This is a genomic window from Lamprobacter modestohalophilus (genome assembly GCF_016583905.1).
Taxonomy (GTDB): Bacteria; Pseudomonadota; Gammaproteobacteria; order Chromatiales; family Chromatiaceae; genus Lamprobacter; species Lamprobacter modestohalophilus.
In genome coordinates this window covers 192,813-213,062 of record NZ_NRRY01000002.1, presented here as the reverse complement: position 1 = coordinate 213,062, position 20,250 = coordinate 192,813, and the positions used below count along the sequence as shown (strand labels likewise).

Sequence of the window (20,250 nt, the reverse complement as noted above, 5' to 3'; positions counted from 1 at the left end):
ACCAAAGGCGAGGCCTACGATCCAAAGCACGCCTTGAGTCAGGCGGTTTAACCGCCGCGAGCACCGATGAGGGATTGAGTCACATCCGAGCGAGCACGATCACCCACACCACGAGTTTCTAACCACGAGTTGCTAAGAGTGACTGTCACTGTGATGGCATGAAAGGCTTGTCCTGCATTCCTGAAACCCTGTAATCCTCACCAGCCGGCATCGCCGAGACTGAAACAGTGATAAGGACAGGAATGCGCGCGGATTCCATCAGGGCGCGAGGAGCGATCACGCCACCTCATCACGACGCCGGATATATGGCCGCAACGTTTCCTTCTGCTGAACAGTCAAGTGGCTCTTGCATCGCGGGGCGGACCATATATGAGGATTGGGCGGCGCGCTTTATCTGCGCTGCCGGCACGCTCAATCAGTCAACAACCTCAGTCACGGCGGTCTCACGCAAGGCCGCCAAAGGCGCGCCTGTTGGCCGAGCAACAGCCGCAGCCAGATCTGGCTTGACGGCCCGCACCAGCGGCGCCGGCTCGACCTCATCCGGCGTTCGCCAAAGCCCAACCCGGGTGACGAGGCGACCCAGCGCCGGCGCGGCAGAACTCACCGCGATCGGCACCGCCAACAAGGCTCCGACGAAGAAGGGCGAGATCACCAGCGCGCCTGGCGGCGCATGCAGCGCAAGCCAGGCGAAGCCGAACACCCCGAACAGGGTCTGTGGCCATAGCCGCCTTAGCGCCTCGAGCGGATGCACGCCGTGGGTCACGCGCCGCTGCGCTTCCCAAACGACAGCGCGACCGAAGAGCAGACCAAGCAAGAACAGGCTATGAGCGATGGCCATGATGGGTGCCAACAGGGTGCTGAAGCCGACCTCGGCCAGGCTGCCGACGATCAACCGCAGACTACCACCGTAGCGCTGCCGCCCGGCGCGCGTGCTGAGCGCATCGACGATGGTCGCCAGCTTAGGCGCGAAGACCATGGCCATCACCAGCGCGAACAACGCCACACCCGGCGCCGGCAGGTACACCGGACCGGCCTCGCCAAAGCCGAGCCGAAGCACCCCCACCAGCATCAGCAGCACCCAGGCCGGTGAGGCCAAGAACATCATCACCGCCAACCGCAGCTGCCAGCGACTCACCGGGTGCAGGCCTGCGAGCTGATCGCGCCGCAGCCTCAGATACTGGATATTGCCCTGACACCAGCGCAGATCGCGACGGATAAACTCAAGCAGGGTCGGTGGATTTTCCTCCCAGCTACCACCCTCGATCGGCATCACGCGCACCTGATAGCCAGCACGACGCATCCAGGCCGCCTCGAGCTGATCATGACTCAGGACCCAACCCGAGAGCGGACCCTGCCCGGCGAGCTGCGGCAGCTCGCAGTGATCGATAAAAGGGCGCAACCGGATCAGCGCGTTGTGGCCCCAGTACGGACCTGCATCACCCTGCCACCAGGCAGCACCGATGCTGTAGCTTTTCATGCCAAGGCGCATGCCGAATTGAAACGGCCGCGCGAAGGCGCTATCGCTAGGCAGCCCCACCATCAGCGTTTGCAGGATGCCGAGCTGCGGATGCGCCTGCAGGGTGCGCACCATGCGGAGGATGGTCTCCGCCGCCATCAGGCTATCGGCGTCGAGCACCAACATGAAATCGTGCGCAGCACCCCAGCGCGCGCAGAAGTCACGCACGTTACCTGCCTTGAAGCCTGGATTCTCGGCCCGCCGACGATAGATCACCTCGATCACGCCGCGCCAGCGATCAGCGAGCCAGCCGATCTGTTCCTCTTCGGCGGCGATCACCTCGGGCCAGGTCGAGTCACTGAGCACATAGACGCGAAAGCGGTCGGCGACACCGGCGTCCGCCAGCTCATCGATCATCCGATCCAGATTGCGCGCGACCAGCGCCGCGTCCTCGTTGCGGATGCAGCTCAGCAGGGCGGTGCTGCTCGTGATTGGCCCTCGATCATCGGCCTTGGCCAGCACCGGACAGACCGCCTGCGCCGGATCAGCGGTGACGCGCATGATCACGAGCCCGATCACCGCATTCCAGAACCCGATCACGGTCCAGGGCAGGGTCATCGCGAAGCAGAGCACGAGCAGCGCATCGAGCCAATCGAAGCCGCCGGCCTGCAGGGTCCAGACCATTAACCCAAGCGCCGCAGCGGTCGTCAGCGTCACCAGGCTAGCAAAGAGCCAGCGTCGCCAAGCCGGGGCCACCGTCATCGCAGACGAAGCGCTGGACGCAGACGGCACTGGAGACGACACTCTCACTAGACTTGTCAAAACGGCGGCTCCTCACGGCTTTGGAACGGTCGATGAAAGGTCGAGGTTGGGGCAGACAAAACCCGTACAACTGCGGAGGCCAGACGAGGAGACTCCAGTGGCCAGCGCTGCATCGCTATGGCGATTAAGCAATTTCCACACCGCAACTGGCGCCAAGGAGTGATCGTGACAGCCAGCACGCGCTGCGAATCCGCTTGCGGTTGCAGATGACGCCGACCAGGCCATGTTGATCAGCTCAGCTCCAGCTCTTGCCCCCCGAAGTGCCTGGCATCAAGTCCAGTACAGCGCCGATCGCGTGCAGCGGGTTAGGCTGCACAGTCGCCCGAAACAGCGATCTGCGCAGGCTACTGTGTGGCAATCTGTGACCACACCACGAGCAACGAAGACGATAAAACCCATGCTGATCACCTTCAAGACCCCAGCTCATGCCGACATCACCATGTTCGGCGACGTCGCCAAGGCCCTGATTCGAATGATGGGCCACAGCGGCTCCGTGCCAAGCGCACTACTCGCCGAGGACGTCCCAGCGGCACTCGCGCGCCTCAAGGCTGCAGTCGAGGCCAACCCAGAGGCCCCGCTCAATCCAGAACGCGAAGATCAAGACGATGAAGCCCGCGCTCAGAGCGTCAGTCTCAGGCATCGCGCACTGCCCTTGATCGACCTGCTGGAGGCGGCTGCCCGCGACGAGAAAAACGTTATGTGGGACACATAAGGCGACTGCGAGAAAATCTCGCGCCAAATTGCGCCGTTCTTTCCTTCGCCTTCTAGCCGGTCTTTCGTTGGCCTCCTAAGTCAGGCGCCCATCAACGGCTTCCCGATTTGAGCGCCACTGTCCGGCAAGCATCGGGAAGTCGAAACTGGACTACCACTAAGGGGGCCTCGAAGCGAGCATCGCTGGCGATATGACCGGCGACGCGACGCCGGGCGCGCGCAAGGATTTAGAAGCGCGGCTTTTCAGGCTCGGCGTCAAACATCCGCACGCTGGCCATGATCTCCTCACGTGCATCTTCACGCCCGCCCCAGCCACCGACGCGAACCCACTTGCCTTCATCAAGATCCTTATAGTGCTCGAAGAAGTGCGCGATCTGATCGAGCAGATGGGGAGGCATGTCACGAAAGCTCTCGATATTCCGATAGCCCTTGAACAGCGAATCGATCGGCAGCGCCAAGATCTTGGCGTCGTCGCCCGACTCATCCGTCATCTTCAACACCCCGATGGGTCGACACTTGATCACCGAGCCAGAGATCAGCGGATAGGGGGTGACCACCATCACGTCGACCGGATCGCCGTCCGATGACAGCGTATGCGGCACATAACCGTAGTTGCACGGATAGTGCATTGCGGTCGACATAAAGCGATCAACGAACATGGCGCCGGTGGCCTTGTCCATCTCGTACTTGACCGGTTCCGCATGCGACGGAATTTCGATGATGACGTTGATCTCGCTCGGGATATTGTCGCCGCGAGGGACGCGTTGAAGGTCCATGTTGAGCCTCTTGTCTAGGTCGATTCGGTTGAGGCGGCGCCCTCGCCGCCCCGGGTAACAGCCGCACAGGATACCCGAACCGCCGGAGACCCACAGCAACGGCGGCAAAGGCCGAGCGCAGGGCAGCGGATCGCCCCCCAGATCGGCGCATGGGCTAGGCGCTGATGTCAGCAAGCGCAGACTCGAGAGTCAGAGAGCGATCCCGCTCAGTCGTTGACCAGATGAGGCCTTCGAGCCGCCCGGCTGCGGCCCGCCCTCAGCCTGATGACTTTGCAGCCGGCGGCTTCAACCGCTGACAGGGCGCCTGCGCTTCGTTGGCCGCCGCTGAGCGCGCGGCGGTGAGCCAGCGCGCGGCGGCGAGCCAGAACGACGAGGCGCGCCTGGGCCAACGGCGCCCCGGGGCTGGAATGCAGGCACCAGGTGATGCTTGCCGTTGCCGATCAGGTCGGCGCGGCCCATGGACTTGAGCGCCTCGCGCAATTCAGGCCAGTTGGCTGGATCATGCCAGCGCAGGAAGGCCTTATGCAGCCGCCGCTGGCGCAGCTTGCGCACCACGCTGATCGGCTTGGCATCGCGGCGAACGCGCTGCAACGGATTGATGCAGGTGTGGTACATCGTTGAGGCGAGCGCCAGCGGCGTCGGCAGGAAGGCCTGCACCTGATCTGGTCGCAGGCGGTTGCGCTTCAGCCAGAGGGCCAGGTTCAGCATATCTTCATCGCTGGTGCCGGGGTGGGCGGCGATGAAGTACGGGATCAGGTACTGCTCCTTGCCTGCCTCGCGCGAGTAGCGCTCGAACAGCTGGCGGAAACGCTCATAGCTGCCGATGCCGGGCTTCATCATCGCCGCCAGCGGCCCTGCCTCGGTGTGCTCTGGGGCGATCTTCAGATAGCCGCCGACGTGATGCATCACCAGCTCGCGGATGTACTCGGGCGAGCGTAGGGCCAGGTCGTAGCGCAGCCCGGAGGCGATCAGCACGCGCTTGATGCCGGGGACCGCCCGCGCCTTACGATAAAGCTGGATCAGCGGCCCATGATCAGTGTTGAGGTTGGCGCAGATGCTCGGGTAGACGCAGGACAGGCGCCGGCAGGCTGCCTCAATCCGGGAATCCTTGCAGGCCAAACGCCACATGTTCGCAGTCGGCCCGCCCAGATCGGAGATGATCCCGGTGAATTCGGGCGTGCGATCGCGAACCTCGGCGATCTCCTCGAGGATCGAGGCCTCGCTGCGGCTCTGGATGATGCGCCCCTCGTGCTCGGTGATGGAGCAGAAGGTGCAGCCGCCGAAGCAGCCACGCATGATATTGATCGAATGGCGGATCATCTCCCAGGCCGGCAGCCGCGCCTGGCCGTAGTCGGAATGCGGCCGACGGCTATAGGGCAGCGCGAAGACCTGATCCAGCTCGGCACTGCTGAGCGGGATCGGCGGCGGGTTCAGCCAGACCTCGCGCTCACCGTGCCGCTGCACCAGCGCGCGCGCATTGCCCGGGTTGGTCTCCAGATGGAACACCCGCGAGGCATGGGCATAGAGCACCGAGTCATCGCGCACCTGCTCGAAGGATGGCAGCCGCACCACGCTGCGCGCGCGCGCCGGCCGCTGTCGAAGCTGGTCGATCGAGATCGACTGGGTGTTCGCGTTCGTGTTGGGATTCGTGTTGGGGTTTTTGTTGGCTATCGTTCTGGCGGACGCCTGTGCGGTCGCTTCGGCGACTGACGGAGTCCTGAGCTTGAAGCCTCCTCGAGCGGCGGCTCTAGCGGCCGTCTCTGCGTCGGCCTGAGCTGCTTGCTGCGCGTTTGAGCCGACCGCTGCCGGGGCATCGGCGCAGGTCGGCTGGCGACCATGGACATAAGGTCCAGCATCGCCGCCGCCTGTGGCTGCTTTTGGCTCAACCGGCCAATCCGGTGTCTCGTAGGGATTCAGATGCGGGCGCACCGGGCCAGGCTGATCCAGCTCGCTGGCATCGACCTCAGTCCAACCCTCAGGTAGCCCGCGCCTCATGAACGCAGTGCCACGGATGTCGCGGATGCTCGCAATCGCCTCGCCACGCGCCAACCGATGCGCCAGCTCTACGATCGCTCGCTCGGCGTTGCCGAACAGCAGCAGATCGGCCTTGGCATCGGCCAGCACCGAGCGGCGCACCCGATCGGACCAGTAATCAAAGTGGGCGATGCGCCGCAGGCTCGCCTCGATGCCCCCGATCACGATCGGCACCCCATGAAAGGCCTCGCGCGCACGCTGGGCATAGACGGTCACCGAGCGATCTGGCCGGCGCCCACCCGCGCCGTCTGGGGAATAGGCATCGTCGGAACGTCGGCGACGGTCGGACGTATAGCGGTTGACCATCGAGTCCATGTTGCCGGCGGTGATGCCGAAGAACAGCTCCGGCCGACCCAGCGCCCGGAACGGCTCCGCCGAGGTCCAGTCCGGCTGCGAGAGGATGCCAACGCGAAAGCCTTGCGCCTCCAACAAGCGGCCGATGATGGCCATGCCGAACGACGGATGGTCGACATAGGCATCGCCGGTGACGATGATGATGTCGCAGCTGTCCCAGCCCAGTAGGTCCATCTCGGCGCGCGTCATCGGCAGCTCGGGCGCGGTGCCGAGCTTATGCGCCCAGTGCTTGCGATAGGAGAACAGATCGGGAGCCTGTTGCATTGCCGCGCCGCCGCTCATTTGGACGTCTTCATCCGCGCCTTATCCTGATCCATGTCCTGATCCGCGGCCCGCAAGATGCTCATCTCGTTCTCGCTGTCTGATGAACCGGGGAAGAACGCCCGGCCGACACTGATCGACAGCCTCAGCTTCGGATAGGTCTCGATGCGCTGACGGGCGACGTCCTGTTTCCATCGGGTGATGATGGCGTCAGCCTCATGCACGTTCGTCACCTCGGGGAGGATCACAACGAATGCGTCACCGCCGTAGCGGGCAACGATATCCCCTTTACGCGAGCGGGCCATCAGAATCCGGGCGGTCGCTTTGAGTGCCTCATCACCGGCATGATGCCCAAAGCGATCGTTGACCTGCTTGAAGTCGTTGAGATCAACGAAGGCCAGACAGTGTCGGCTTCCCCTGTTTACCCTCCGGTGATACTGGGCGTGCAGCGCCTCCTGAAAAAACGCACGGTTCAGTGCACCCGTCAGGTAATCCCGACCAGATCGAAACTGGAGGATCTCGGCCTTTTCCTGGAGAAACTCCTTTTGGCGGATCTCGCTCAGCAGCCGCATGTTCACCTGCTCCGAGTGCTCTAGCGCCTTGCGTTGACTCGACACCGCAGCATGGGTGAAGTAGGTGATCGAGCCAACGGCGATCATGGCGATCTGGTATTCGGCAGCGCTCGCGATCAAGCCGAAGGCCGAGGCCGTATAGGCCAGCGTGATGGTCAAGACCGCCAGCACCACATAGACGATCGGCGAGCGGGCCTTGTAGATGGTCCACAGCAGCGCGATGACCATCGCATACACCGGAAACGACAGTCCGAGCTTCTCTGGATAGCGGTAGGCCAGCGCTGCGCTGGCAAAAAACAGCAGCCATGCCAACGGCAGATAGAGCAGATCGCGAAGCGGCAACCGCTTGGAGTGGACATTGTCCTCGCAGACGAAGCAGCAGCCGAGATCCGCATTGATCGACTCCAGCATCATTAGATACAGGTAGACGATGGCGATGCTAAGGCACACCGCAGCCGCCAGGTCGCCGATCCAGCGCACTGCGAACAGGTCCTGAACCAGGTCGAAGGGAACACCGCCCAAAACATGTAGCACCAGGCCTCCCAGCAACGCAGCGCCAGCGGCCGAGAAGGGGATGATGATCAGGAAGCGCAGGATGTGGCTCGGATCGCGCGGGTCGAACGCACCGTTCGTCACCCGATGCAGCAGGGACACGCCGGCCCAGTACGGAATGGCATGGGCCAGCGGGTAGCACAGGAGTTGAAGGATCGAGAGGAGCGGGTCTGCGCCGCGCTCTAGGATCGGGGTGTTCAGCAGCGTCGTCGCGGCAACACAGCAGAACACGATCGGGAAGGCCCGGCTTCCCAACAGCAGGAAAAGCGCGACGGACAGCCCCGCCGGGGCATACCAGAAACTGGCGTGTGAGTGATACGCAAGCGCCGATGACAGCGCAAACAACAGGAGCTGCAGCAGGACCGAGAAGATGAGCAGACGCCCGTAATCCCATGCAAGGCGTCCTGACCAACTGGACAGCAGGTCGGGGCGTGCCACGAGATGTTTCGGACCGAAGTCGTTGATGTTATCGACCTCGATGTCATCGACCCCTGCGGATCGTTCGATTGCCTTCAGCGCTTTCACCTCGAGCCGTCCCGTTTAGGTTAGGCGGCGTGATTGTGACACCCTTGCAGCCAGACAGCCAGCGTCGCGGCAGAGCACCTTTCGCGCCTTAAGCGCCTGCATCTTCTTCTCGTCAGAGGCTTTTTCGTCTGACACTGGACAATCCTCCAGAAGCACGCCGCGCCCAGTCAACCGAGCAGGAATAGAATAGCCGATCCACCCTGAGGGTCCAAAGCTGGATGGATGCCAAGTCGATAGATGACCGGAACAGGCCCGCGATCAACCACTCCGGCGCCTCAGCGTCGAGCTGACGCAGCCTGATCAGGACGCCAATCGGACGCCAATCGCCTTGCCGCGTTCAGGATCACCCGACAACAGCCGCTAGGGCTTCAGCTCAGGCGCACCACTTGAAAGGGTTCGAAGGCGTTTCGTCAGCGCGCTTGAAAGATGATAATGGGCGGCTGAACATGCTCAGTTACGCCGATTCAACGTCCGGAGACCCCAATGCCCCAGTACCGCTCTCGTACCACCACCCATGGCCGCAACATGGCGGGCGCGCGGGCGCTCTGGCGCGCAACGGGCATGAAGGATGGCGACTTCGACAAGCCGATCGTTGCCGTTGCCAACTCCTTCACCCAATTCGTGCCCGGTCATGTGCATCTGAAGGACATGGGCCAGCTGGTCGCCCGCGAGATCGAGGCGGCGGGCGGCGTGGCCAAGGAGTTCAATACCATCGCCGTCGATGACGGCATCGCCATGGGCCATGGCGGCATGCTCTACTCGCTGCCCTCGCGCGATCTGATCGCCGACAGCGTCGAGTACATGGTCAACGCCCACTGCGCCGATGCGCTGGTCTGCATCTCCAACTGCGACAAGATCACCCCTGGCATGCTGATGGCGGCACTGCGGCTGAACATCCCGGCGGTGTTCGTCTCCGGCGGCCCGATGGAGGCCGGCAAGGTCAGCCTGGCCAACAAGGGCGACCTGAAGCTGGACCTGGTCGATGCCATGGTCTCCGCCGCCAACCCCGACGAGACCGACGACGACGTCGCCGCCATCGAGCGCTCGGCCTGCCCGACCTGCGGCTCCTGCTCCGGCATGTTCACCGCCAACTCGATGAACTGCCTGACTGAGGCCCTGGGCCTGTCGCTGCCCGGTAACGGCTCGCTACTGGCCACCCATGCCGGGCGTCGGAACCTGTTCCTGGAGGCCGGCCGCCTGGTGGTGGACCTGGCCAAGCGCTGGTACGAGCAGGACGACGCGACCGTGCTGCCGCGCAGCATCGCCACCTTCGAGGCCTTCGAGAACGCGATCGCGCTGGACATCGCCATGGGCGGCTCCACCAACACGGTGCTACACCTGCTGGCCGCAGCCCACGAAGCCGGCGTGAACTTCACCATGGCCGATATCGACCGCATGAGTCGCAAGGTGCCGAACCTGTGCAAGGTGGCGCCAGCGACCCAGCAGTACCACATGGAAGACGTGCACCGCGCCGGTGGCGTGATTGGCATTCTCGCCGAGCTCGATCGCGGCGGGCTGATCCATCGCGACTGCCATACCGTGCATAGCCCGTCCATGGGCGTGGCGCTGCAGAGCTGGGACGTCATCCAGACAGGTGCGACCGAGGCCCGCGAACGCTTCCTCGCCGGCCCCGGCGGCATCCCGACCCAGGTCGCCTTCAGCCAAGACAGCCAGTGGCCAACGCTGGACCTGGACCGCGCCGGCGGCTGTATCCGTGACATCGAGCACGCCTACTCCAAAGACGGCGGGCTCGCGGTGCTGTACGGCAACATTGCCGAGGACGGCTGCATCGTCAAGACCGCCGGTGTCGACATCAGCATGCTTCAGGCCGAGCAGCTGCGCTACACCACCAGCGTGCCCACCTCGACCCTGCGCGGATTCGTCGGTCCCGCACGGATCTTCGAGAGCCAGGAGGCCGCGGTCACGGCCATTCTCACCGACCAGATCAAGCCCGGCGACGTCGTGCTGATCCGCTACGAGGGTCCCAAGGGCGGCCCTGGCATGCAGGAGATGCTGTATCCGACCAGCTACCTGAAGTCGAAAGGGCTCGGCAAGGCCTGCGCCCTGATCACCGACGGGCGTTTCTCCGGCGGCACCTCCGGCCTATCCATCGGCCACTGCTCACCGGAAGCGGCCGAGGGCGGCACCATCGGCCTGGTGGAAGAGGGCGATCTGATCGAGATCGACGTTCCCGGGCGCTCAATCCGGGTCGTACTCGATGATGCCATACTGGCCGAGCGCCGGCGAGCAATGGAGGCACGTGGCGAGCAGGCCTGGAAGCCGATCAATCGCCAACGCCCGGTCTCCCAGGCCCTGCGTGCCTATGCCGCGCTGACAACATCCGCCGCTCATGGCGCGGTCCGCGACCTATCGCAGATCGGCGGCTGAGGGAGCGAGAGGGCCGGTTTTCGAACCGGCCTGTGACAGACCAAACAGAAGAGAAACCGATTCCGATGACAACGAGCGCGAAACAGCGGCAGAAGCAGATCGAGAAGCGCGCCAAGAAGCGCAAATTGGCCAAACAGAAGAGCGGTGGCGGTGAAGCCAGGCTCAACCGGGCGAACACCTATGCCCATCTACCGATGCATGAATGCCTGGTGCCGAGCACGCTGTTCGAGTCGGGCATCGGCAGTCTGCTGGCCAGTCGCAAGAGCCCGACCGGCCAATACGCCGCGGCCGTCTTTCTGGTCGATGTCTACTGTCTCGGTATCAAGAACGCGTTCTTTAGGATGTTCGACGAGGATGAATACGAGGGCACGCTCAAGCCAAGCCTCGTCGCATCCCATGGCGAAGGGATTTACATGAACATTGATCCGAGTTGTTTTAAGAAACTCATCTTGGGTGCCGCGGATTATGCGGGTGAGTTGGATTTTTCGCCCCACAAGGATTATCAGCGCGCCATCCCGCTGTTGGACAGCATCGATCCAACAGCCTGCGCAGAGCGCTTCGAGTACGGTTACGAGGGCAAGCCGTTCTATATCCGCGGCCCCAGTGAATCATTGTCGCAGGCCAGGCGCATCGTCGAGCAGTTGGATCGGCGCTGCGGTGCCGGAAATTTTGACATGCTGATCACGACCGGGCCGATCGACTGATGGGCGACGGCTGAACCGATCCGACGCAGCTAGGCCGCCCGTGGCTGCGCCGACTTCGCCGCTTTCCCCAACAGACTACCAGTGAAAACGATTGTCTCGCGCACGGGCGTCCAACCCCACTCCGCAACAGCCAGCTAGAGCAACGGCACCATCAACAAGGCAACGATGTTGATGATCTTGATCACCGGATTGACTGCCGGACCTGCAGCGTCTTTGTAGGGATCGCCAACGGCATCGCCGGTGACCGCTGCCTTGTGGGCCTCGGAGCCTATGCCGCCGAAATGTCCTGCCTCGATATACTTCTTGGCATTGTCCCAGGCGCCGCCTCCGGCCGTCATCGAGAGCGCGACGAAAAGCCCGGTGACGATGGTGCCAATCAGCATCCCACCGAGTGCTAGCGCACCCGCATCGCCTCCCATCAGCCATTGCATCCCAAAGCCAACGGCTAATGGCACCGCCAGCGGCAGTAAGGATGGGATGATCATCTCCTTGAGTGCCGCCTTGGTCAGCAGATCCACCGCACGCGAATAATCTGGCCTCTGGGAGCCATCCAGGATGCCCGGCAGCTCGCGAAACTGGCGACGAACCTCCTCGACCATGACCCGCGCCGCGCTTCCAACGGCATCCATCACCAAAGCGCTGAACAGGTAGGGAACCAGGGCACCAACGAGCAGCCCGATGAGCACGACCGGGTTGTCTAACTCGAACGAGAGCGTCTTGCCTTGAGCCGCTAGGGCATGCCTGTAGTCGGCGAACAAGACCAGCGCTACCAGTCCGGCTGAGCTGATGGCATAGCCCTTGGTGACGGCCTTGGTGATATTTCCAACCGCCTCGAGCGAATCGGTCACCGCGCGGACCGGCTCGCCCATGTCCGCCATCTCGGCAATACCACTCGCGTTATCGGTGATCGGCCCGTAGGCATCCAGCGCCAGCACAACGCCGGTCATCGAGAGCATCGAAGTCGCGGCAATCGCAAGGCCATAGATCCCGGCCAACGCATAGGCAGCCCAGATGGCGGCACAGATCATCAGCACCGGCGCGACGGTCGCCTTCATCGAGACACTGAGCCCAGCGATCACATTAGTAGCAGGCCCCGAGCGGGACGCCTTGGCAATGCCGCGCACCGGCCAAAAGTCAGCACTCGTATAGTATTCGGTGATCACCAAGATCAGCCCGGTCAGCACCAGCCCGATGCCTGCGGCACCGAGCACACCCCAGCGGCTGAAGACCACATCGCTGCCCGCGAGGCTGAAGCTGGCAGGCAACAACATCCAGGTCACCGGCACGAACAGCACGAAGGCCAAGACGCCGGCGACCGTCAAAGCCTTCGACAGCGCCGCCAGGATTTGGGTGTCGCCAGGCTCGAGCTTGACGAAGAAGGTGCTGACCACTGAGGCCAGTAGCGAGGTGCCACCAAGCACTAACGGATAGGCCATCGCATCGGCCGCATCATCACCGAAGAGCAATCCACCGAGCAGCATCGTCGCGACCAGGGTGACCACATAGGTCTCGAACAGGTCCGCCGCCATACCGGCGCAGTCGCCAACGTGATCACCCACGTTGTCGGCGATCACTGCTGGGTTTCGCGGATCATCCTCCGCGAGCTCAGCCTCGAGCTGACCGACGCTGTCGGCGCCGATATCGGCAGCCTTGGTAAAGATCCCCCCGCCGAGCCGGGCAAAGATGGAGATGAGCGAGCCGCCAAAGGCGAGCCCCACCAAGGCATACAGCGCCTGCCCCTCGACGCCGCCCGGGGCGGTCAGTTGCAGCGCCAGTTGCAGCGCTAGGTAGTAGCCAGCAACGCCAAGCAGCGCGAGGCCAGCCACCAGGAGTCCGGTGATTGCGCCACCGCGGAAGGCGACCTGCATCGCCGCATCAAGGCCGTTGCGCGCCGCCTCTGCGGTGCGGAGATTCGCCCGTACCGAAACGCTCATGCCGATGTAGCCAGCCGTTCCCGACAGCAGAGCGCCGATCAAGAAGCCGATACCTGTCTCGAGTCCGAGCCAATGCGTCAACGCCGCCATCATCAGCGAGCCGACCGCCGCAATGGCCAGAGACTGGCGATTCAGGTAGGCCGAGGCGCCCTCCTGGATCGCACTGGCGACCTCTCGCATCCGCTCGTCACCCTGAGGCTGGGCCAGCAGCCAGTGGATCGAGAAGACCCCATAGCCAAGCGCGACGAGCGCGCAGAGCAGGGCGAAGACCAGACTGAGCGACATGGCAAATTTCCAATGGGCCAGCAAACGGCTCAGCGCCAATACCAGACAACGACGCAGAGTCTGCTGAGGGCTGAGTCAGCGACGACATGCTTCTGTCGGCGCTGACTCAGAGCACTCGGCCTCAGATGAGCGTGTAGGAAACAGTCACTCCCGCCATCACGATCGCAACGATACTCATCAGCTTGATCAGGATGTTCAGGCTCGGACCCGAGGTGTCCTTGAAGGGATCGCCGATGGTGTCGCCAATCACTGAGGCACGATGCGCTGGCGAGCCCTTACCGCCATGATGACCGGCCTCAATGTACTTCTTCGCGTTGTCCCAGGCGCCGCCAGCGTTGGAGAGGAAGACCGCGAGTACGAAGCCAGTCGAGAGTCCGCCCGCGAGCAGGCCAATCACGCCGGCGACACCAAACAGGACGCCGACGAGCACCGGCGCCGCAATCGCGATCAGCGACGGAATCACCATCTCGCGCTGCGCTCCAACGGTGGAGATCGCCACGCAGCGCTCATAGTCCGGGGCCGAGGTGCCCTTGAGGATACCTGGATCTTCGCGGAACTGGCGTCGGACCTCTTCCACCATGGTCTGTGCGGCGCGGCCGACGGCCTGCACCGTGAGACCACTGAAGGTGAAGGCGACCATCGCACCGAGGAACAGTGTGATCAGCACCGCCGGGTTCAGCAGGGTGACGTTGTAGAAGGCCATGAAGTCGACCAGGGTCGCATCAGCCGTGGCCACGCTCAGGTCCCGCCCGACATCGAGCGCGGTCTGCCCAGCGCTGATCAACTCGATCCGAATCACCTCGATATAGGAGGCAATCAGTGCCAGCGCGGTGAGCGCCGCCGAGCCGATCGCAAAGCCCTTTCCGGTCGCGGCCGTGGTATTACCGAGCGAGTCGAGCGCATCGGTCCGCTCGCGGACCTCGGGCCCGAGGCCGCTCATCTCGGCATTGCCGCCGGCATTATCGGCGATCGGCCCATAGGCATCGCTCGCCAGCGTGATGCCGAGCGTCGAGAGCATCCCGACCGCCGCAATCGCGATCCCGTAGAGCCCCTGCCCCATCTGCGTCGGGTCGAAGCCAGAGGCAAACTGGTAGGCGAGCATGGTGCCGATGGACACCGCCAGCACTGGGATCACGGTCGAGAGCATGCCGACACCGATGCCGGCGATGATCGTCGTCGCCGCACCACTTTCGGCCGCGGCCGCAATGCTCCGCGTCGGCTTGAATGAGGCGGATGTCGAATACTCGGTCGAGCGTCCGATGATCAGGCCGGTGACCAGACCGGTCACTACCGCGCCCCAGATGCCCCAGGGGTTCTCGATCCCGAGCAGCCAGAGCACCGCCGCCGAGGCCACCACGATCAAGGCCGCACTGGCATTGATGCCCTTCGACAAGGCGCCGAGCAGTTCCTTCTGGTTCGCCCCCTCACGCGTCTTGACCAGGAAGACACCAAGCACGGACAGCATGATGCCCACGCCGGCGATGGCCATCGGCGCCGCGATGGCCTTCATCTGCATCGCCGGATCGGCAACAAAGGCCGCTGCTCCGAGTGCAGAGGCGGCGAGGATGGAGCCACAATAGGACTCGAACAGGTCGGCACCCATGCCCGCGACATCGCCGACGTTATCGCCGACGTTATCGGCAATGACGGCTGGATTGCGTGGATCATCCTCCGGGATACCGGCCTCGACCTTGCCGACCAAGTCGGCGCCAACATCAGCCGCTTTGGTGTAGATACCACCCCCGACGCGGGCGAACAGCGCCTGCATCGACGCTCCCATGCTGAAGGTCAGCGCCGTAGTGGTGACGAGAATGAGATAAGCACCCTGAGTTGGATCGCCGGGCGTAAACAGATCGATCAACACAAACCAGAAGGCCAGATTGCCCAGGCCCAAGCCAACCACCACCAGTCCCATCACAGCACCGCTGCGGAAGGCCACATTGAGCGCGCCAGCGAGCGAGGTCCGCGCCGCGGCCGTCGTGCGCGTCGAGGCCAAGGTCGCTGTCTGCATGCCGAAGTAGCCGGCCAGCGCAGAAAAGAAGCCACCAAAGGTGAAGGTGATCGGCAGCCACGGATTCTGCACCCCGAGCCCATAGGATAGGTAGGCAAAGAGGCCCGCCACCAGTGCAAAAACAACCAGCATGATCTTGTACTGCTGACGCAGATAGGCCATTGAGCCTTTGCGCACATGCGCGCCGATCTCGCGCATCATCTCAGTGCCTTCGTCATGGGCAACCATCTCCTTGAAGAAGCGCCAAGCGAAGTAGAGCGCGAAGACGGAAGCGAGCGGAGCGAGCCAAAAGACGGGTTCGTTCATGGTTCCACTTCTACAGCTAAGGGGCCGCGCAGGCTCAGCGGCGCGGCGGGATTAAGGACTAGGGAGAACAGAACAGGTTGACCAAGGCTGGTGCTGGTCAATCGAAGTGCGAGATCTGCGCAGAGCGCCACCAGTCGTAATACGTCGACTTCAAGGCCTCTCGGCTTGGGAACGGGTAGAAGGCAAAGTGATCGTGATCCCCCACATAGAAGCCGGTTTGCACGGTGCGGTAGAGCACCGCGTCACGCACATGCTTCAGGACCAGCTTGCTGTCCTTGGTGTTGGCGGTGAAGTCCGATAGCACGTCGCGCAGGTGCGGGATGTAGCGATACGGCAGATCATCCGCCTTGCCGTTCAGCGGATCGAACGCAAGCTCACCAAGCGTCATGTCCGAGAACGCGATTCGCGGCAGGTTCACCGGCCGCGTCGGATCGGTAATCGAACGGCAAAACGCCTGCGGCTCGAGGCGGCTCGCGACCAACGGACTCTTCGGACAGAACTCTTGGTAGAGATGGAGCGGATGCTCTCGGTCCGGCGTGTAATCGGCGCGCTCAAGCTCGAGCGTTCGGCCATCATCGGTCACCAGATAGAGCTTGCCGATGGCCGCCACCGGGATGCGCGCTAGGACGTTGTAGATACCCAGATAGACCGACGATTTCGGCTTGCCATCCGGCTGCGTCACGCAGCGCTCATCGGCGAGCGAGAAGGCGAAATCATCGGAACGGAAACTGGGATCAAGCTCGAAGAAGATCGATTCCCCGAACACGCGTCCACTCCTTCCCACTGCATAGTAGGAGCCGAATTCCTCCGGCTCGAGCATCGAGGCAATCAGGGCCTCTGGGATCAAGGACAGATAGAGATGGTAATCGCTCATGGTCGCTCCTTACCGATCACACCAAGAAAGCGGCTGCCGCGACCGAGGCTGCGGCAGCGATTGGGAGGCCTGCTTCAGAGGCTGCAAAAAGTGCTCAGATCTCGAAGACGTCGAGCTTCTTCGCCACCGGCGCGTTCTTCAGCGTCACAAAGCGCGGTAGGCCGTTCTCGAACGGCGGGTAGTCTTCACCCTGAATCAGCGGCAACAGGTAGTTTTTGCATGCAGCTGTGATGCCAAAACCGTCGTCGGTGATGAACTCGCGCGGCATGAACTTCTCAACGTTGGCCACCTCGGACAAGGGCGCCTTGCCGACTTGCCATTGGTAGGGATCGCTGCTCAGGCGCTCGATGGTCGGCATGATCGCGCTCTCGCCCGCTAGCGCCATCTCAACGCCGGCACGGCCTGTTGCATAGGCTTGTTCAACGTCGGTCTTGGAGGCTAGATGCCGGGCTGCGCGCTGCAGATAGTCGGCCACCGCCCAGTGGAACTTGTAGCCAAGCGCCTCCTTGACGAGGTTTGCGACCACCGGTGCCGCGCCGCCGAGCTGAGCATGGCCGAAGGCATCGCGCGTACCCTGCTCCGCAAGGAAGCGTCCATCGGGGTATTTCGCGCCCTCGGACACCACGATGGTGCAGAAGCCATGCGCGTCGACCATCGCCTTGACCTTAGCGAGGAACCGCTCTTGATCGAAGTCGATCTCTGGGAACAGCACCAATACCGGCATGTCATGGTCTTCGATCAGACCACCCGCCGCCGCGATCCAGCCCGCATGCCGGCCCATCACCTCGAGCACGAAGACCTTGGTCGAGGTCTTCGCCATCGAGCGTACATCGAACGAGGCCTCGAGCGCCGAGGTCGCGATGTACTTGGCCACCGAGCCAAAGCCCGGGCAGTTGTCGGTGATCGGCAGATCATTGTCGACCGTCTTCGGCACGTGGATCGCCTGCACCGGATAGCCAAGCGTCTCTGAGAGCTGGCTCACCTTGTAGCAGGTATCGGCCGAATCGCCGCCGCCGTTGTAGAAGAAGTAGCCGATGTCATGCGCCTTGAAGACCTCGATCAGGCGCTCGTACTCGCGCCTGTTGGCCTCTAGACTCTTGAGCTTGTAACGGCAGGAGCCGAACGCACCCGAAGGCGTATAGCGCAGCGCCGCGATGGCCGCGTCAGACTCCTGGCTGGTATCGATCAGATCCTCGGTCAGCGCGCCGATGATGCCGTTGCGTCCGGCATAGACGTTGGCGATCTGCTCCGGATGCTGTCGCGCGGTTTCGATCACACCGCAGGCGGAGGCATTGATCACGGCGGTGACACCGCCCGATTGGGCGTAGAAGGCGTTCTTCGCGGTCATAGGAGTCCTCTCAAAGCTCAGTATTATCAGTGCGTTATCGAAGCAACAAACAAGCGAGCGCAAGCGCCTGTCGGCGCGATGCGGACGCAGCAGCGGCGCAGCCAGATTCTCGAAAACTCAAGCATGAGTCTCGGGGTTGAAGCTCGGCCGCGATAAGGGCGTAACCGCCTAAAGTGACCAAACACTCCCGCCAGCACGGCAGAACGCGGAGCACAAACAGCGGCGCAGGGCATAGCGGAACCAAGGGATCAGCATCGAGTTGGGCGTAAGGGTACAGAATGCGCGCGCCGACCGCAGCGAGAATCGATTGATTTGCACCAATCCGCTGCGCCTTATCTTGATCCCCAGTGTCGCGCAGAGTGCAGCGGATAGGGTTTGCGCCGATGACAGTCGCTTTCAGTCTTCTGGCTCCGCCTCGCCGAAGACCGCGCCGAGATCGATCTCGGCGGCGTCAAAGGGTGGGATGCGCACCCGCTCCGGCATGGCGCCCTCAGGATACTCCGCCGAGAAGATGACCTTATAGCGCCCATCGTCGAGTGCGTAGGCGATCAGCGAGCGATCCTCAGGGGAGATGACCCAGTAGTAGGGGACTTCGACACGCTGCAGCAGCAACAGGTGATGAACGAGGTCTTTGCGCTCATGGCCGGGTGAGAGGATCTCGCAGACCCAGTCCGGCACGACGGCCACCACGCCGGCTGGTGGCGTCGGTAGCCGCTCTCGGCGCCATCCCGCGAGATCATGACTTGGGCATTGATGCTCGTTGTAGCGCACGCTGACTTCGGTCACGATCCACCATCCACGCCGATTGCCGCCGGTCGACTGCTGAGCTTGAACCTGGAAATTCAGCCCGGACTGCGCTAGCCCGTGGTGGAACCGCGCCATCGGGCGCTGAACGATGTCGCCATCGATCAGCTCGAGGCGCTCATCCTCTGTCCAGGCTTGGATAAGATCATCGATCGTTTGCCGGCGGATTGCTTCCATCATCGACTCCCAATAGCTTGCTCAAGAACCACTAACCCGGGCCAGCGTCGGCAGATCGTCACCTAGCCCAAGCGCTTGCCGAATGAACAGCGGCTTGATGCCGGGCAGATGCTCAGCGGCCGCTAGGCCGAGATTCCGGGCGCCAACCAGGGCTGGATTGCGATTGCCAAAGACACGCTTGAAGAGGTCCATCGCGGTCAGCATGGCCGCGTTATCACCGCGGCGTGCGCGCTCGTAGCGGCGCAGGATGTGCAGACTGCCGAGTGCGCGGTCCTTTGCACGGGCACGGTCGATGGCGTCGACCAGCGCGGCGACATCGAGGAAGCCGAGGTTCACGCCCTGACCGGCCAACGGATGAATGCCGTGCGCGGCATCGCCGATCAGCGCAGCGTGCGGTTGGACGTACTCACGCGCATGCTGACGACTGAGCGGGAAGGCGGCACGCGGACCAGTGCTCAGGATCGGGCCGAGGCGCTTATCGAAGGCGAGCTCAAGCTCGGCGATGAAACCGGCGTCGTCGAGCGCCAGCAGCTGCTCAGCGCGCGCCTCGTCGGCCGACCAGACGATCGAGCAGCGACCATCGGCGAGTGGCAGGAAGGCGAGCGGACCGGTGGGCAGGAAGCGCTGCCAGGCGGTCTCGCGATGCCAGTGCGCGACCTCGACGTTGGCGACGATGGCGCGTTGTCCGTAATCGGCGGCATCCAGACCGATGCCCAGTGCCTCGCGCACGAAGGAGGCGCGGCCATCGGCGCCGACCACCAGCTCCGCCGAGAGGCGACGTTGATCGGCCAGCCGTATGTGCGCCAGCCCGCCGTTGACCCCGCTCTTGCTCTTGCCATTCATCTCGGCATTGAGCTCGGCATTGAACTCGAGCGTCGCCGGCCCTGCCGGCGAGAGCAGCTGGACCTGCTCGGGCGCTGCTGCAGCAAAGGCCTCGAGCCGTTCCCAGAGCGCCAATCGCGTCACCCGGTTCTCGACGATGTGGCCTAGGTCCGGCTCACCCAGCTCAGCCGAGTCGAAATGGATCTCGGCACGGCCGACCGCGTCCCAAACCTGCATCTCGCGATAAGGGCTGACGCCCAGTTCGACCATGCGCGGCCAGACCCCGATACGCTCAAGGATGCGCTGACTGGCACGGCTCAGCGCGGAGACGCGCAGATCGACTTGCCCGGCCGGCCAGCTGCGTTGCGGTGGCTGGCCGTCGATCACGGCGATACGCAGACCACGCTCGGCGCAAGCACAGGCCAAAGCAGCGCCGACCATGCCGCCGCCGACGATAGCGATGTCGACATGTCCTAATTGGTGATCATCTGCATCTGGCATCGGTCAACTCCTCATCGCCAGCCTGTGCATCAG

The 20,250-nt window shown here is 63.2% G+C and carries 13 protein-coding genes; 3 read left to right on the top strand and 10 right to left on the bottom strand.

The genetic code is table 11. The features are described from left to right. Nucleotides 1-415: 415 nt before the first annotated feature. Entirely contained in the window at nucleotides 416-2,218 is a 1,803-nt protein-coding gene (mdoH, locus tag CKO42_RS02140; protein WP_200237784.1) for a glucans biosynthesis glucosyltransferase MdoH, read from the bottom strand. 457 nt (nucleotides 2,219-2,675) lie between these two features. On the opposite strand from mdoH, the gene CKO42_RS02135 reads away from it, so the two are divergent. After that, complete coding sequence (locus CKO42_RS02135; protein WP_200237780.1) at nucleotides 2,676-2,990, top strand: DUF1840 domain-containing protein; 315 nt, start codon at nucleotides 2,676-2,678, stop codon at nucleotides 2,988-2,990. A 226-nt stretch (nucleotides 2,991-3,216) separates the two neighbouring features. Here CKO42_RS02135 and ppa read toward each other — a convergent pair whose 3' ends face one another. The 3 genes from ppa to CKO42_RS02120 form a co-directional block, all read right to left on the bottom strand. After that, entirely contained in the window at nucleotides 3,217-3,765 is a 549-nt protein-coding gene (gene ppa / locus CKO42_RS02130; protein ID WP_200237776.1) for an inorganic diphosphatase, read from the bottom strand. 285 nt (nucleotides 3,766-4,050) lie between these two features. After that, complete coding sequence (locus CKO42_RS02125) at nucleotides 4,051-6,417, bottom strand: YgiQ family radical SAM protein (protein WP_200237772.1); 2,367 nt, start codon at nucleotides 6,415-6,417, stop codon at nucleotides 4,051-4,053. Nucleotides 6,418-6,431: 14 nt separating this feature from the next. Next, on the bottom strand, nucleotides 6,432-8,063 hold the full coding sequence (locus CKO42_RS02120; protein ID WP_200237768.1) for a diguanylate cyclase: 1,632 nt from the start codon (nucleotides 8,061-8,063) through the stop codon (nucleotides 6,432-6,434). Nucleotides 8,064-8,546: 483 nt separating this feature from the next. On the opposite strand from CKO42_RS02120, the gene ilvD reads away from it, so the two are divergent. Further along, on the top strand, nucleotides 8,547-10,451 hold the full coding sequence (gene ilvD, locus CKO42_RS02115; protein ID WP_200237765.1) for a dihydroxy-acid dehydratase: 1,905 nt from the start codon (nucleotides 8,547-8,549) through the stop codon (nucleotides 10,449-10,451). Between the two features lie 65 nt (nucleotides 10,452-10,516). Beyond that, nucleotides 10,517-11,155, top strand: coding sequence for a hypothetical protein (locus tag CKO42_RS02110; protein WP_200237760.1), 639 nt, complete (start codon nucleotides 10,517-10,519; stop codon nucleotides 11,153-11,155). Between the two features lie 134 nt (nucleotides 11,156-11,289). Here CKO42_RS02110 and CKO42_RS02105 read toward each other — a convergent pair whose 3' ends face one another. The 6 genes from CKO42_RS02105 to CKO42_RS02080 form a co-directional block, all read right to left on the bottom strand. Further along, nucleotides 11,290-13,374, bottom strand: a complete 2,085-nt coding sequence (locus CKO42_RS02105) for a sodium-translocating pyrophosphatase (RefSeq protein ID WP_200237757.1) — start codon at nucleotides 13,372-13,374, stop codon at nucleotides 11,290-11,292. A gap of 121 nt (nucleotides 13,375-13,495) precedes the next feature. Further along, a complete protein-coding gene (locus CKO42_RS02100) occupies nucleotides 13,496-15,691 on the bottom strand; it encodes a sodium-translocating pyrophosphatase (protein WP_200237754.1) in 2,196 nt (731 codons plus the stop codon). Between the two features lie 97 nt (nucleotides 15,692-15,788). Next, nucleotides 15,789-16,565, bottom strand: coding sequence for a hypothetical protein (locus CKO42_RS02095; protein ID WP_200237751.1), 777 nt, complete (start codon nucleotides 16,563-16,565; stop codon nucleotides 15,789-15,791). A gap of 94 nt (nucleotides 16,566-16,659) precedes the next feature. Further along, nucleotides 16,660-17,913 (bottom strand): 6-phosphofructokinase, encoded by a 1,254-nt coding sequence (locus CKO42_RS02090; protein WP_200237748.1) that lies wholly within the window; start codon nucleotides 17,911-17,913, stop codon nucleotides 16,660-16,662. Between the two features lie 396 nt (nucleotides 17,914-18,309). Beyond that, the gene (locus CKO42_RS02085) at nucleotides 18,310-18,894 is read right to left on the bottom strand and encodes a Uma2 family endonuclease (RefSeq protein ID WP_200237745.1); all 585 of its coding nucleotides are present in this window, start codon (nucleotides 18,892-18,894) and stop codon (nucleotides 18,310-18,312) included. Nucleotides 18,895-18,915: 21 nt separating this feature from the next. Next, complete coding sequence (locus tag CKO42_RS02080; RefSeq protein WP_200237741.1) at nucleotides 18,916-20,217, bottom strand: UbiH/UbiF/VisC/COQ6 family ubiquinone biosynthesis hydroxylase; 1,302 nt, start codon at nucleotides 20,215-20,217, stop codon at nucleotides 18,916-18,918. Nucleotides 20,218-20,250: the final 33 nt, after the last annotated feature.